The sequence below is a fragment of the Rhizobium mesoamericanum STM3625 genome, assembly GCF_000312665.1.
GTDB lineage: Bacteria > Pseudomonadota > Alphaproteobacteria > Rhizobiales > Rhizobiaceae > Rhizobium > Rhizobium mesoamericanum.
On sequence record NZ_HF536778.1, the window covers coordinates 172,375 to 187,320 of the forward strand.

The 14,946-nt window shown below is 56.0% G+C and carries 12 protein-coding genes and 5 pseudogenes; 6 read left to right on the plus strand and 11 right to left on the minus strand.

Features of this window, described 5'->3' with window-relative positions:
- Positions 1-75: 75 nt before the first annotated feature.
- Positions 76-330, plus strand: a pseudogene (locus BN77_RS33010) (IS110 family transposase); the annotation flags it as partial.
- A 246-nt stretch (positions 331-576) separates the two neighbouring features.
- On the opposite strand, the gene BN77_RS29500 reads toward BN77_RS33010, so the two are convergent.
- The 7 genes from BN77_RS29500 to BN77_RS29530 all read right to left on the minus strand — a co-directional run bounded on the left by BN77_RS29500 (position 577) and on the right by BN77_RS29530 (position 7,146).
- Positions 577-1,350 carry a DeoR/GlpR family DNA-binding transcription regulator gene (locus tag BN77_RS29500; RefSeq protein ID WP_007539235.1) on the minus strand — a complete coding sequence of 258 codons (774 nt, stop codon included), beginning with the start codon at positions 1,348-1,350 and terminating at the stop codon, positions 577-579.
- Positions 1,351-1,704: 354 nt separating this feature from the next.
- Positions 1,705-2,811, minus strand: a complete 1,107-nt coding sequence (locus tag BN77_RS29505) for a DegT/DnrJ/EryC1/StrS family aminotransferase (protein WP_028749480.1) — start codon at positions 2,809-2,811, stop codon at positions 1,705-1,707.
- Positions 2,786-3,295, minus strand: a complete 510-nt coding sequence (locus BN77_RS29510) for a cupin domain-containing protein (protein ID WP_007539239.1) — start codon at positions 3,293-3,295, stop codon at positions 2,786-2,788. Before BN77_RS29510 ends, BN77_RS29505 begins: the two co-directional genes overlap by 26 nt.
- A complete protein-coding gene (locus BN77_RS29515; RefSeq protein WP_007539241.1) occupies positions 3,288-4,442 on the minus strand; it encodes a hypothetical protein in 1,155 nt (384 codons plus the stop codon). Before BN77_RS29515 ends, BN77_RS29510 begins: the two co-directional genes overlap by 8 nt.
- A gap of 404 nt (positions 4,443-4,846) precedes the next feature.
- Positions 4,847-5,191: a hypothetical protein gene (locus BN77_RS29520; protein ID WP_007539244.1), complete on the minus strand. Its 345-nt coding sequence runs from the start codon at positions 5,189-5,191 to the stop codon at positions 4,847-4,849.
- A complete protein-coding gene (locus tag BN77_RS29525; RefSeq protein WP_007539245.1) occupies positions 5,191-6,282 on the minus strand; it encodes an IS5 family transposase in 1,092 nt (363 codons plus the stop codon). Before BN77_RS29525 ends, BN77_RS29520 begins: the two co-directional genes overlap by 1 nt.
- Positions 6,283-6,378: 96 nt before the next feature.
- Entirely contained in the window at positions 6,379-7,146 is a 768-nt protein-coding gene (locus BN77_RS29530; protein WP_100248141.1) for an SDR family oxidoreductase, read from the minus strand.
- Between the two features lie 777 nt (positions 7,147-7,923).
- Between BN77_RS29530 and BN77_RS35620 the strand changes: the two genes are divergently transcribed.
- The 4 genes and pseudogenes from BN77_RS35620 to BN77_RS33030 form a co-directional block, all read left to right on the plus strand.
- Positions 7,924-8,046, plus strand: a complete 123-nt coding sequence (locus BN77_RS35620) for a hypothetical protein (protein WP_268871465.1) — start codon at positions 7,924-7,926, stop codon at positions 8,044-8,046.
- A 423-nt stretch (positions 8,047-8,469) separates the two neighbouring features.
- Positions 8,470-8,997 (plus strand): annotated as a pseudogene (locus tag BN77_RS33910) (ABC transporter transmembrane domain-containing protein); the annotation flags it as partial.
- Between the two features lie 525 nt (positions 8,998-9,522).
- Entirely contained in the window at positions 9,523-9,771 is a 249-nt protein-coding gene (locus tag BN77_RS29545) for a hypothetical protein (protein WP_007539251.1), read from the plus strand.
- 222 nt (positions 9,772-9,993) lie between these two features.
- Positions 9,994-10,406: pseudogene (locus BN77_RS33030) on the plus strand (transposase); the annotation flags it as partial.
- 13 nt (positions 10,407-10,419) lie between these two features.
- Here BN77_RS33030 and BN77_RS29555 read toward each other — a convergent pair.
- Together BN77_RS29555 and BN77_RS29560 are read right to left on the minus strand one after the other, a co-directional pair.
- Positions 10,420-11,106 (minus strand): annotated as a pseudogene (locus BN77_RS29555) (IS256 family transposase); the annotation flags it as partial.
- A gap of 436 nt (positions 11,107-11,542) precedes the next feature.
- A complete protein-coding gene (locus BN77_RS29560) occupies positions 11,543-12,118 on the minus strand; it encodes a shikimate kinase (protein ID WP_007539253.1) in 576 nt (191 codons plus the stop codon).
- A gap of 97 nt (positions 12,119-12,215) precedes the next feature.
- On the opposite strand from BN77_RS29560, the pseudogene BN77_RS29565 reads away from it, so the two are divergent.
- A pseudogene (locus tag BN77_RS29565) lies at positions 12,216-12,477 on the plus strand (hypothetical protein); the annotation flags it as partial.
- Positions 12,478-12,533: 56 nt separating this feature from the next.
- On the opposite strand, the gene BN77_RS35760 reads toward BN77_RS29565, so the two are convergent.
- Together BN77_RS35760 and BN77_RS34535 are read right to left on the minus strand one after the other, a co-directional pair.
- Positions 12,534-12,878, minus strand: a complete 345-nt coding sequence (locus tag BN77_RS35760; protein WP_306913559.1) for a hypothetical protein — start codon at positions 12,876-12,878, stop codon at positions 12,534-12,536.
- A gap of 344 nt (positions 12,879-13,222) precedes the next feature.
- Complete coding sequence (locus tag BN77_RS34535) at positions 13,223-13,894, minus strand: transcriptional regulator (RefSeq protein WP_028749485.1); 672 nt, start codon at positions 13,892-13,894, stop codon at positions 13,223-13,225.
- Positions 13,895-14,946: the final 1,052 nt, after the last annotated feature.

Sequence of the window (14,946 nt, forward strand, 5' to 3'; positions counted from 1 at the left end):
GTCACAAATGAATCATCTGTGTTGTAACTTGCGCGAATTCCCCACCTAACCAAAACCGGCTCACCGGACGCTCACGACAGAGTAAAGACCAATCGTCGAGATGCCCTCGCGCTCGCCCGGCTATTAAGGGCCGGCGAGCTCACGGCAGTGTGGGTTCCTGATGAGGGCCATGAGGCGGTGCGCGACCTCGTTCGCGCTCGAGCTGCAGCTGTCGAGACATTGCGGGTTCACCGACAACAGATCAGTGCCTTTATGCTCAAACACAGTCGCATCTATCCAGAGCACGAGCAGATCGTCCATGTATTCGTGGCATATCTGTCGAATGAGAGAGGGCTCGCCGCCATGTGCAGAGTGGCACGTGCCTTCCTGCGCTACTTGCATTTGAAGGGCTTCATCTCGACGGCGCGCGCTGACTGTGTGCCGTCCATCCGCCGCTGGCGACTTGCCGGCCTTCCAACATTCCTGCCGCCAGAGAAGGTCCAGAAGGTTCTCGAAATCGCTCAGACCCTCCTCGCAAGACAGAAAGATTGTAAGCTCCAATGCACGCTTGGTGACACGGAACTTACAATGCACGCCTCACTCGCAGTTCACGTTGACAATTTCGAGCTTCCGGCCGAACGCCCCGCGCTGCTCAGGCGTGACCTGACCGTCCGTCACGATCAGCGTGAGCTCCTCGACCCCGCAGACTTTCGCGAACGACCTTTTGCCAAATTTCGAACTGTCGGCGACCAGGACAGCGCAGTCTGCTGCCCTTATCATTGCTTGCTTGACTGGCACCTCGATTACATTCACGTCGCTGAGTCCCAGCTCCGCCTCCACTGCTTCGGCGCCGAGGAACGCAACGTCAACATGTATTCTGTCGATGAATTCGACGGTGGCCGGACCAGCAAGCGTATATAAGCCGTCGACTTGCGCACCTCCTGTGACATGAAGATTAATGTTGGTCCACTCGCAGAGTAGTAACCCAATTTGCAGATCATTCGTAATTACAGTGAGGTTCCTGGTCGACTTAAGATGATTTGCCACATGCCACATGGTTGAGCCGCCATCGATCAAGACAGTCTGACCTTCTTCCACCAAGTGGGCGGCGTATTCGCCAAGTTGGTTTTTTACGGACGGACGAACCAGGCGACGAGGTCCATAAGGATAGGTGTGGTTTTCCTTGCGTTCGACGGGAAGAAAACCTCCCTGGGTGCGAATAATAAGACCTTCTGCTTCCAACCGTGCGAGGTCACGCCTTATTGTCGAGCTATCGACACCGAACTCATCCTCAACTATCTTGGAGGGAACGTAGCCGGTCTTGCGCGCTCGCTCCACCATAACATGCCGTCTCTCGGAGGCGCTAGTCATGCTTCTCTCAGATCCTTGGTTGCACAATTTCGCGTACGGAAACAGCCCTTGCGCAAAGAATGGCAACAGACGTTCCCGGATGACCCTTACGGTGCCGCGAGCTGAACAACATCGCGGTCGCAACGGCCATGTGAGAGCTCTACGATATGTTCAACATCTAGATTGAGCTTGGACGCCCAATGACACAAGCAACGTTCGATTTGTGAGATTGAATTAACCAATACGCCGTCCATGTCGCACAAGACCGCTAGACAGTTCAGCTATACTAATGTTCTCGGCATCGAAATCTTGGTAAGTGGTCACCAGCAGCAGAAAACCCTCTGTCTAGACGCCGTGGTTGTCAGCGATCGTCTGCTAGCAAAAAAAGGAATTGATGCTGTCGCAAACGAGATGAAGCTGATCGTCGGTCATGGCTGGATGAAGTGGCAAGCAAAGTGTTTCTGCCGCCAAAACCTCCGCAACGGGCAAGTCACCCACCTGGTATCCGAAATCAACGAAAGCAGGTTGCAAGTGAATTGGGATTGGATATCGTATAACAGCGTCAACACCATCTTTCCGCAAATGGGACAGCAGATCATTGCGAGAGTCTGTTCGGACCTGGAATAAATGGTAGGCGTGCTCTGCAGGTTTAGCGCCCTCTTGAAATGCGAGCGGCAAACCTTCCAATCTTTCCTTGTAAGCCGATGCCAGTTTAGCGCGGGCGGCGCCCCACTTAGCGACCCGCGCAAGTTTTCTTTTCAGGATCAGAGCCTGGATCGTGTCGAGCCTGGAATTGTAGCCGAGAGTAAGATGTTCGTTTTGAGTTGCCTGACCGAAATGACGCAATTGGCGTATTCGATCCGAAATTTCCGTGCTGTTCAATGTGACAGCGCCGGCGTCGCCGCCCGCAGCTAGATTCTTCGCAGGAGCGAAGCTCCAGCAACCCGCGTCGCTTGTTGATCCGACGTTCTTTCCACCGGATAGAGCGCCGATCGCTTGCGCGCAGTCCTCGACAACAAGCAATTCGTAACGTTTGGCAATGTCATGGACAACGGCCATATCAACCGACTGACCAAACAGATGGACCACGATGAGAGCTTTCGTTCGTTCGGAAATTTTTCTTTCGAGTTGTTCCAGATCGATCAGAAACGTGTCCGGTCTGCAATCAACCAGAACCGGAATCGCCCCAACTCTAACAATTGCCAGCGCAGTCGCGTGGAAGGAGTTTGTTACGGTAATGACCTCGTCACCCCGGCCGATTCCCAACGCATGCAAGGCAAGGATCAACGCGTCCGTACCGGAATTCACGCCGACAGCATGTTCTGTCCCAATGTATGCCGCAAAGTCCCGTTCAAAGTCGAAGACCGCATCTCCAAGGACGTATTGACCGTTGTTTAGAAGGTCCTTGATTTCCTGCAGTAGTACGGCTTCAATGCCAGCGAACTGCGAGCGATAATCATATCGCGCCACCTTGAAATCCATCTTGTTCAACCTCCTCCCCAGAATGTTCGGACTCGATGCGACCGCTGCCGCGGTTCCAATCGTCTTCAAGTCGAATGACATCATCCAATTCCGGTGTTGAAACTTCTATTAGTGTTACGTCGGTCCGTGCGTGGATGCGGTGCACCTTACCTGGCAAAATATGGATGATGTCACCAGCGCTAAGATCCGCCTGCTTTAACGGTTCGTTTGATGCGTTGGCATAGAGGAACACGCCGCTTCCTCTCAGAACTAGGTTCGCCTCTTCCTTGCGTTCATGGTACTGAAGGCTTGTCTTTTGACCAGCCCTAATGTTGATGACCTTAAATCCAAAGGGGGCTCCTTCAGCTATGAGCCAACGCTCCTCGCCCCATCGCTTAGTGACCTTTTTGGCCGTGGTCACGTGCTCAATTTTGGCCGCGCTCAAAGCACTGCGGCCTGGGCCTGGTGCACCGGAAAAGATCTCATGGAGGTAACTGTCAATCATGTTTAGCACCTACATTTCCGACCGACGCGAGGACGTATCGCTCGACCGATTCTTCGACCTTACTCTGCAAAAGTCGGTCCAATGTTTTTCCTATCCTGCAGCATGCTGACTCAGCGGCGTCCTTGATAGCTCGACATTCTTCAGTGCCAAATACGTAATGGCCTGCAATGATCGCACGATCTGCATCCGAGGCTTGGGAGTTCGGCTTCATCCACTTCTTCCAAGCAAGCGATTCGAAGGCTATTTGCAAGAACCGCTCCAGCTGAGCATTCAAATTAAACTCTTTAAGGACGGCTACGAGCGCTCGCGTTTCGGCAACTCCTAGCTCCGGCGCAATGTTCATCGAGGAGACCCCACAGCGCTTAAGCATTGAGATTTTCTCCGTCGGCAAATAGTCCGCGTTGTGGGCCTTTAACGCGACGCCCTGCTCGCTGCAACTCTTTGCAAGCTGCTCGATTGAGTGTCGGACCGCAAGGGGAGCCGATTTGATCGCTCCCACATTTTCTGTTTCGAGGATTTTCGTGCCTGTCTGAGCGACAACAAACAATGGCAACGGTAGTTTGCGGTCAGTCAGGTTCTTTAGAACATCATGCAGCTTGTCGGAAAATTCAGGGGGATAATCTGTGTCGACACTTTGATCTTCGAACCCGATCTCAAAGTGAACCGATCTGCCAAGCGCCCTCGCGAAATCATGACAATGCGCGTATAACTCCACCAGCCTTTGCAACGCTTTTTTTGTTTGTGCAACTCCCCTTCGCTCGAGGCTGGTGTCAATATGAACTAACTGGAATCCCGATCGGATATCCTCTTCGAATGACGCTAGGGAAGATTTCATAGCACTCTCGTCGTCGAGCTCCGTCTCACTTGGATGTTGCCAGGGACCCCCGTGGTCACGGCAAATAAGCAACGAATTCGGCGGACACTCTTTCCGAACGTATTCACAAAACTCACGCGTGGTCCAATTCTCCACATATCCACCGCCCAGCTTCTTACTTTCAACCTGGCGTCTGCTGGCAATCAACATCAAAGGAATGCCGTGGCGGTTCGCAATTCTACCGCAAGCCTGCACCGTGTTTTTTGACATAGGTCCAACCCCCAACGAAAAATGGCGGAACATTTCCGTCGGCTTAACGCTTGAGTTGCTCATGTCGCTCCCATGTATCGCTGCATGCTCGAAATCGAAAGCAAGATGCAGGCCACATCAAACCAGCCTATTCGTCTTAAGACCTTCATTTTGCGGTTATAACCCTGTGGGCTCGCACAATCCGATTGCGGCGCGGCGACCAGAAATCGATCGCTCTAACTCAGTGGGAGTGTAGACTCTCAAACAGAATTGACAGAATCCTGTCGCCGAGAGTTTGAGGCGGTAGGACAAATGTCGGAAGCATGGCCGTGGCGGCTATAAGAGCCATGCATGTGTTTGACACGACCAGCTTGACTTCTGCCGAGAGCCACAAGGACTGAAGCTGAAGCTCTGCTTTGGGATGTTAGCCCGAGTGCTTCGGCCTTTTAGAAGTTGGCCCGAGCACCATTAGCAGGCTGTTGAAGAAGTCAGTCGCGTTCGCAGACGAAGCCTGAATCTTCTCCGTTGTGGACGTAGAAGTGCCCGACAAGGCGTCCGGCGGAGCCGAGAGCTGCCCATCCGCGACCACAAACCGGGTCGCTCTCGTCTTGTCCTTCCCATGAGAACTCTGCACAGGCTGATCCGTCGCGTGCGCCGTAGCGGACATCGAGGAAGCCCTTGAGCGCGACGAAGGCAATTTCGCCGTCTGCCGCGCCGTGGAATGTCAAATGCGCCTCTTCGACGAGATCGAGGACGTCGTTGTCCCAGTTGTCCATCTCGACGATGCGCCAACGACCGGCAAAAGCCATTGCGAAGGGAGACACTCTGGCCATCAGCCTGTCTCCGTCATGAGCTTCGGAAGCCGCACCAGATTGTAGGCGGCGGCCGTGAAGGTAAAGGCCCATCCGACGCGATCGCGGCCACGGAACTTTGTCTTGTCCTGCCCCGCGACGGTCTTGATCCAGCCGAACGCCTCCTCGATGCGCTTGCGGATGCGCAAGCTGACCCCATAACCCGAATGGCGCGTCGTGCGCGCATCAATGGCCGAGCGGCGACCATTGACGTTCTGCGCCACGTGCGGCGTCACCTTCATCGACCGCAAATCTTTGACGAAGTCTTTCGTGTCATAGGCCTTGTCGGCACCCAGCGTGATTGCCTGTGGCCGGCTGCAGAAAGGTTCGACCATGTGAAGAGCCGCGATGCGTTCGGTATAACCGCTGGCCTCTGTCAAATAGGCATTCACCAGAAGACCATGGTGGTTTTCCATCAACCCATGCCCCATGAAGCACAGCTTGGCCTCCTTGCCTTTTCCCTTCCTATATAGCCTTGCATCCGGATCGGTCGTTGATGCATGCGTCTCGTTGGAACGCTTTTCGCCATGGAAGTCGGCTTCCACATTTCGACCGCCGGCATCCGACGGTGGTTCACCCGAACCTCCCTTCGGCTTGAAGCTCTTGATCGACGCCCAGGCTTCGATCAGCGTGCCATCGACAGAGAAGTGGTCCGTTGACAGCAGCCGCTTTACTTTGGGCTGAGATAGGATTGCACCCAGGAACTTTGCAGCGATGTCACCATCAAGCAACCGGTCTCGGTTCTTCGAAAACACCGAGTGGTCCCAAGAGGGATCGTCAATGCCGATGTCGACGAACCAGCGGAAGAGAAGATCGTATTCCAACCGTTCCATCAGCAGTCGCTCTGAACGGATCGAATAGAAGGCCTGCAAAAGCATGGCACGTAGAAGCTTTTCAGGCGCGATCGACGGCCGTCCGATCGGTGAATAAAGCGCCGCAAAATCTCGTTCCAGTGAAACGAGCGCTTCGTTCACGATCTGCCGGATGGACCGTAGAGGATGATCTTTTCGAACACGATCCTCCAGATCGACATAGCTGAAGAGTTCACCCGTCCTTACATCGCCGCCGCGCATCCATCAGCTCCAAATCGCCATGAAGCGAGTGAATCACGACAAGAGTCTGTGCGCCAGAGTCTTTTTCAGCAGCCTGTTAGACGTCTACGGCAGCGTTCAGATATCCTGGAGCTGAGGTAAGATCACCAAGTCGCGAATGGTGACGTTGGCGGGTCGCGTCAGCATATAGATCACTGCGTCAGCCACGTCTTCCGATCGGAGGCCCTCTCGCGCCTCCACCTTGGCATCAACAGCCACGGAGTCGGTGTAGCCCCAGAGCTCATTCAGCACAATACCAGGCGCCACTGAACCGACGCGAATATTATGTTCCATCGTCTGCCGCCGCAAGCCATGCACAAAAGCCTGGATCGCATGTTTTGAAGCAGAATAGATCGGCTCTCCCACGAGGGCCTGGTGGCCGGCTACGGATGATGTAACGATAAATTGCCCACTTGCTTGCTTTATCATGCTCGGCAATACAGCGCGAGCCAGACGGAAGACCGCACTGACATTGATAGCGATTAACTTGTCCCAAGCGTTAGGATCGCCTTCAGCAACCTCCCCAGGGATATAGATGCCCGCGTTAGGAAGCAATATGTCAATCCGCCCAAATCGCTCTGTCGTCGCATCGACGACATGTTTGACGGATCCCGGAGCGGATAGATCAGTCGACAAAACAAGCGTTTCGCTGGCTGATTTATTCGCGACCTGCTCGAGCCTTTCGGCAGAACGGCCGACGAGCGCGAGCTTCACACCGTGTCTTCCAAGGGCCAGCGCAGTCGCCCGGCCGATACCTGAACTTGCGCCTGTTATAAGCGCTACCTTGCCTTCAAGTTTCTGTTCCAAGACTTCCTCCTCGATCGCAGTCGAGAACTTGTTTTTCACGCTTGCTCTTGCGAAAAAGGCTGTTGGGTCCAGAGACTCCGGCGAGCGTCGTAACGCGTTGGAGTCGACCGCTTGGTAGCTGTGGTCATATGAAGCCGATAGCAGACGCACCCCATTTTTCCGTCGCTAACAATGTAGAATTCTTGCACAGGCTTTTGAGCAGCAAACGGTCAAGCAAGATCTCTGCAATAGCCGTGCCAACCAAAACCGCCGCAACTTGGAACTTGCCCTCAAGGAGTTATTCCAGGAGCGGAAAGTCGCATAGCAGCGACATCCACAGCGTTATTTAGACCCATCAGGTTCTCGCCTATCTCGGTAGCCGCACCCCTAACATTGCCTCTTGGATCACCCGCCTCGATAGAATGATGGCGATCGCGTCACATCGAGCTGGATTGATCAACGCCATAGCAGGCAAAGGTAATGCCGCTCGACACATCGAGTTCATCGGACGCTTGTATTTTAACTAGTCTTCGAGTGAGCTTGGAACGGGTCTGCGGCCTGACCCCTCTCGGGCTTTCCCAGACGCGCAGTTTTGCGGCGTTTCGTAGGTCCTTTGCGCGCCCCGCGGAGCGTCCAGATCGGTAACGAGTCATAGCTCAGGACTACGATCTTCAGTTCGGTCCTCGGGCCCCTGTGGAAGCCGCCAGCGAAGATCTTCCGGACGTTCTCATTCATAGGTTGAATTCGCTCTATGCAAAATATGGATTGGCTTGCAGATGCTTACCAATGCTAGAGCGGCTTTTGGGCGGGGTAGAAGCACTAAAAAGGAGACCCTCGATGACAATGTATGCTGGAGCTAATGGCGAGGAAGTGAATGTACCTAAGCCCGGCGCCAGCCAGAACACTTGGGTTCTCAACGTCAGTGGGCCGGAAGAGCCCGGCTTCCACCCCATCGCCTAAACCGTCGCGAGTTCAGAGCCCTCATCAGACTGGTGGCATCTCTGAGTGACTTAGATGGTTTGAGGAACCGGCAGCCTTCGCTGCCGGTTCCGACGCCATCCGCCTTTGTCTTTGTCGAGCGGCGGCGCGTTTTGTGTTTCCGCAGATGCAGTCGGCATGTTGATTGAGTTCATCCCGCGTCTTTCTCTTGTGCAAGGAATCGGCCGGCCGCTAAGGCTGTACGGTCAGATATTTGCTTCCACGTCTCATGGCTCTGTTGAATTGCCTAGAGTCCTCAAGGGCAGTGTGGCGTTAAATTCCGCACCTCGTTATGCCACAAAGCGAGCCTTCTCGTGCTCTGGCGCTGGTAATGGCGTTGCTTTTTTTGCCGCCGAAGAGCGCGGTAAGGCTAAGTGCGGCCGCTTATCCCGTGGGGTGACATTAGTGACAGACTTTGCAGCAACATCGAGCAACAGGAGCGCCAATCCCGCCTCCGCCCTACGCGACTGCCGAACGGCCTTCATCGGAGTCGGCGTTACAAGCGCACTCGTCAACATTCTCTATCTCACCGGCTCCTTCTTCATGCTCGAGGTTTATGACCGCGTGCTGCCGAGCCGGAGTATTCCTTCGCTCATCGCCCTCTGTCTCCTCGCACTGCTTCTCTATGGATTCCAGGGGATATTTGAGCTGATCCGGAACCGGATGCTCGTTCGTATCGCCGGCGCGCTCGACGAGAGCCTCAGCGGCCGCATCTATCGAGCGCTCGTCAAGGCACCGCTGAATCTCAAGACGCGGGGGGATAGCCTTCAGGGCCTGCGCGATTTCGATCAGGTCCGGTCATACCTTTCCGGCACTGGACCGTCCGCGCTCTTCGACCTGCCCTGGCTCCCCTTTTATGTGGTCATTTGCTTCCTGTTTCACCCGATCATTGGAATGGTCGAAGTCGGCGGCGGGCTGATCCTCACGCTTCTTAACTCTCGGCAAACATGTCGGCTACGCTGGCGCTGCCCACCGGAGAATTCGTGCGCGCTTTCCGACCCACCGGAAGTTATGGGTAAAGTTGCAAGGGCAGCAACTGACGTTGTAGGCATGAGACAACTGCACTGGCAACGGGTGCTGCAAATCATCCACACACCGCCACCAGCGTGGTCCTTACTATTGGGGCCCTTGCCTTCGCAATCGGGTACGTCGTTGGCAAATCATCTGCGGAACGCAGTTATTCCATTGGTGCTAGGTAAACGCTCCTTCCCGCTCCGACATGCAGAAGTCATGGCCGTCTCTGGTCATAGAGCGGTCATTCAGTCAGGACAAGGTCGTGAACGCCCTCTATGCAGTCCGATGGCCTGATCCGGCTGCTTGAAGGTAACAGGATGCAGGTGTTGTGAAGGGTGGCGCAACGCCTTTCTCCTTGAGCCAGGGCAACTCGCACCTTTGCGGGTAGATGCCATTGCGCCAATCTGCTGTAGGTAGGAGAGGCGCGATTTTTGGGAGAGGCCGATGCAACTCGAATGGGTGGAAGTCACCAACATTGCATACTTTGAAGATGAAAAGGTGTTCGTTGGAGAGCTCGACGCTACTTGGACAGACCACGCGGCGCCTGGGACGGGTGTTGCCGGCCATTCAGTACGTGTGAAAACTCAGGTGCCGGGTGATACCAGCCTGCCCTTCACGGAAGTTGAGGAGAAGCTAAAAGCCGCGGCAATCGAACTTCTTTCGCTGGCGGCGAAGGCCATCCGTGCGCATTGACTCAATAGAGCCCGACGACGCACAGTGCTCTTACTTGTCGGGAGCCTCTGCTCTTGTCTTTGGAAGCAGAGACGGCGCGCCCTTTGTGTCGCCGACGGATCATGTCCAGGGAGTGGTGTAGGTGGCGGCTTTGGTCGCCGCGTTCTCCGGCATGGGCCGGGATGATCAGCGCGCTACGGCTAGCAAGCTGATGAGCGGATCATCGCTCATCTGGCTGATGGTTTCCAGCGTCATGTATCTGGCGCGTTGGACAGCCAGATCGTTCATGTCGACGCCTCACTTATCCGGGCCAACGTCAGTTGGGAAAGTCTGGCGGTCCGCCATATAGATGCGGTCACTGACGCCAACGAAGCCGCTGAGAGCGAACGAAAAAGCCGCAAAACAGGCAAATAAAAGAAAGTCTGCGTCACCGACCCTGACGCGTCTATGGCGACCAACGGGCGTAATCGGAGACTGGAGCCAGCCTACAAGCAACATGCTGTGGTGGATGATGCATGCGGCGTAATTTTAGATGTGGAGGTCACCAAGGCGAGATTAATGAGGGGCAAGTCATACTCAGTCGTCTCGACGCCGTCGCCGCGATGACCGGCACGATAATCAAAACGGCAACGGCCGACGCCGGCTTCCGCATAGCTCCGCCGACGATTGGTTCTTCAACAACCCCACCCGGCAGCGCTGCCAGGTCGCGCTGAGCACCTTGGTGACGGCGGCCTTCAGGCCTTCGTGGGCGTCGGAGACGACCAGCTTGACGCCTCTGAGGCCACGGCGGGTCAGTTTGCGTAGGAACTCGGTCCAGATCGGCTCGGCCTCGGAGGTGCCGACCTCCATGCCCAGCACCTCGCGGCGACCGTCGCTGTTGACACCGACGGCGATGATCACGGCGACGGAGACGATGCGGCCGCCGCGGCGGACCTTTAGGTAGGTGGCATCGATCCACAGATATGGCCAGTCGCCCTCGATCGGCCGCTCGAGGAAGGCCTTGACCTTGCCATCAATCTCTTCCCACAGCCGGCTGACCTGGCTCTTGGAGATGCCGCTCATACCCATGGCCTTGACCAGATCGTCGACCGAGCGGGTCGAGATTCCCTGCACATAGGCTTCCTGGATGACCGCCGTCAGCGCCTTCTCGGCCATGCGCCGCGGCTCCAGGAAGCCTGGAAAGTAAGAGCCCTTCCTGAGCTTCGGAATGCGCAACTCGACAGTTCCGGCGCCCGTCTCCCAATCCCGCTCGCGGTAGCCGTTGCGCTGGGCCGTCCGCAGCGGGTTCTTCTCGCCATAACCGGCACCGGGGGACTTCTCCACGAGCGCACGCAGGTTCATCATGTGGTCGGTCATCGGTGGTTCCTTCGAATCAGGTTGGTGTCAGCAACCCGACCCTACCGGAGAACATCGATGACCACCGCTTCGCCGCCCGCTCACTACCGCGCTGTTTAGGGCGCGCTCGCGAGCGGCTTCGCTACGAGCTACACCACCTGTAGGGACACGACCCGCCGACGCGCCGCCTCCGAGCAGTTTCTGGCGAATTCCTCCAGGCGGCACCCAGCATCTGAGTGGGCCGTCCCGCAATTTCTGGTGCAGAGGGAGATTTCTGCAGGACAAATTATTGCCCCGCTCAGGTTCACTCTCGGCACTCACAGGCGTGGTTGTGGATTGCTCGTCACCTAAGCCTAAATCCTGAGGTCAAAGCCCCAGCTACCGGGTGGACTGAAGCGAATGGAGCCCTCGTGCAACTCCACTAGCTCGCCGCATCTGGATGACGCAGACGACTCGCCTATGGGCCGGGCGGAACGTTCAAATAGGACATCAAAGCCCGAATTGTTTCCGCCGCGACCATTTCGTGCGGTCCATCGTGCGACACTACCGTGACGTCGGCTAAAGCATAAATCGGGTAACGGTCATCTATCAATTTGCGCAGGGCACCTTCAGGATCGCGTGTTTGCAGCAGCGGCCGATTGGCACGTCGGCGCACGCGGCGGATTAATCCGTCAAAATCTGCCTTCAGCCAGATTGACACCCCCTTCTCCGCGATCCGCGCGCGGGTTTCGGCGTTCATGAACGCGCCTCCGCCGGTTGCCACCACTTTCCGTCCTTCAGCCAGAAGCCGCGCGAGCATACGCCGCTCGACGTCGCGAAAATAGGTCTCGCCGTGCTGGGCAAAAATCTCCGGGATCGTCATGCGGTGCGCCGCTTCGATTTCAGCATCGGCGTCGATAAAATCGAGTCCCAGCCTTCCCGCAAGCGGTCGACCAACTGATGTCTTGCCAGAGCCCATCATGCCGATGAGCACAATGCAGCACCCACCCAAGGCTGCGAGCAGAGCGGCTGCCGGCTGTGAATTTAAAGACATATCTGATCATCCTAGTCATAGCGCCACGATCTATAATTTCTAGTGGGTCGCCCGAGTCTATCTGCGCGGCAGCACGCAAGGGCGTAAGCATTTGGTACTCGGCTCGGCCGAGAAGTTCAAGGAGGGGTCATCCTGCCGCTTGCCGACGAGCTCGGCGCTATCCAGCCCTGGCGGGCATGAAGGATTCGAAAGTGATCGTCGCCATCAACAAGGACGAGGAGGCACCGATCTTCCAGGTCGCCGACTATGGCCTCGTCGCCGATTTCTTCGACGCCCTGCCGGGGTTCGGAGAAGCGATAATTCCAATACAGCGAGAGCGCCTTGACGAAATCGAACCTGCGAAACCCCATTCAATCTGAGAATGTTGAACTGTATGCAATCGAATCCGTTTCAGTGGGCAAGACCAGCCGACGTTTCACCGTTCAAACCGCTCGAGCATTTTTCTCAACTGCGCGTTTTGCAGCTTTAGCTTCCTGGCGAGTTGCCCCCTGAGCAGCCTGATCTCTTCATCCAGGTTCATTTCGTTTCCGGTGCTGCTGACCTGGGGGGCCTGGGGAGCGTTTGGGACCGCTACCGTTTTCTTGCCGCGGCTTCTTTTCTTACGCGGTGTGACCTCGACAGCTGCCTGAATGTCCACAGCACGATGCGCAGCGATGATGTCCGTACCAGACTCGTCGGAAAGAACTGGATGAACAGCCTGCACGACTTCAACATCTCTGCCGTCGATTTTATCTTGGCCAGCGGCTTCTTCGGAACGCACACGCTCTGTGAACGTTGTAGCGGCTTGATCGTGACGCTGTGTCGCGTCGCTTCTCGGCCCGTCCCCGCTATTCAGGCTCTCCTCGGCAGGCGCTTCAGCCGGATCGGCAGTTTCCGACGGCACTCCTTGTGTCACCTTTTCGGTCGAGCTGTTTTCTCGCCTTTCTTCGCGTTCCGGTGAGATCAGTCGGACAAGAAATTTCCAGGGAGACGCCATCTCTCTGACCTCGCTTTTTATTCCGCTAGCAGGTTGCGAGCTTTCGTTCCGGCAACGCATCGAACGCTACCAAACTTTATGTCTCGATAAGCATAGCAATGCGGCCGGCGACTGGCCGGCTGCTTATATCAATCGAGCTTGAGCCGTTTGCGCAGATCGGCATTTTCAGCGCGAAGCTTTTCAGCGAGAAGCTTGCGCAGTCGCTGATTTTCCTCTTCCAACTGCAACAGATCCGCCATGTCATCGATCGCGGTCATCGGCGCGGCCGAGGCGGTCTGCACGGCCTTTGGGGCACGGCTAACACGCGGACGTTTGGCACTCGACGCGGCTTCGGTCACCTTTGCCTTGGGCCCTCTCCTTTTCACGCCACCGGCACCGGTCAGCGCAACTGCCGCCTCTGCCGTAGCGTCAGCTGACGACGTCTCGAGTGCCGCTGCTTTCTTGGCGCGGGGTTTGCGCTGCTTCTTCGGCGCGGTAGGCGTCTCGACGACGGTCGGTCTATCGGCCCTGGTTGTCGCTTCAGTCTCGTCGGCCATGCTCGTCTCCTGTGTAACTGATACAGTAGTTGACGTCCTAAGAGGCGATGTCAACAACGACTTGTGATCAGGTCGCGGGACAGACATTTCCCCGTCAGATTTGCCACGCCGAGAGCTATCTGACAGATGCATCGATGTTTCTTCCTCGATATCGCGAGCGACTGACTTCAGGTCCATGTTGCCCCAGATGGAGTTCGACCTTGGATCAAGTTTTCGCCTGCCCTTTTTGTACTCGACGGCAAAACTGCGTTGCACTTTCTTCAACATAAGAGGCCTTGGAGAATCGACGGTGTGGCTTGTTATATCGCGAGGCATCCGAAATAGCGAATACCGAACCGTCAGTCTATAGTCGCCTGCTGCCAGTTTTATCGAATTAAGGGGTCGTCTCGAGCCGGGAGGGGAACCCAAAGAGGCTATTCCGACCTCGAGTTTGCGCGCTTGAGGTTCCGGAGATGCTGTCCTCGAAAATCACCAGCTGCATCTCGAAAGCTGAAAGCGCTCCAACTTCCCCATTCTGGCGGCACGCGGGTTTCCTTCCTAGAGAACCTCTTCTGACCATGCCAATGATGCGGGGGGAGCGTCCGGCGCCACGAAATGCGTGTTCGGCAGGAAGAAAAACATCGGCTCGAAAGGAGAAGACGTAGGCGCTGACCACTGACGGTGACTCGGTGCTCCCCTGCCAACAGCGGTGTGCACACATGGGCAAACCCCTCTGTGATGCTCAGTTGAAATCCTCCCGCGCTTTAGTCGAACAATCAAAGGGGCTGGCGTCAACCAATCGCCTCGTATCTGCGGAACGGCGGTTCCCCGAGTTGGCTGAAACCGATGATCCGGACACAGCGTCTGGGCAATGAGAGGCCGTCTCACCCCAAGAATTGAAACCTTGTGCTGAGTTGTGGAGCGGTCTTCGCCGGCCCTCCAATTCGAACGGGATAGCTGTTCATCGGGGTTCATTGAGCCCGCCAATGTTCGATGTGTACGCCTAGATAGGAATCTAACAGGAAACACAGCGGTTTGGACGGCAAACTATTGATACGTTCGAAATGCTAGTGCTCGGGCGTCCGCTGCCCGTCCGACGCCTGCCATCGCACGAGGTGGCTCGACGAGAACAAGTTCGGTGGAAGTTGCACCCACTTGTAGTTTGAAAGCGCAAGCAGGATCAGGTCGACTGCGAGAACGAAGACGAAGGCGCAGCACGGCAGCTTGCTAGTCGACCATGTGGAGTGCCCCCCATTTCGCCGGACAGATCAGCTATTGAGACAATGCTTTGATGAACTCCCTTGGGGAGGCCATCTTCAGCGCTGAGTGTGGATGGA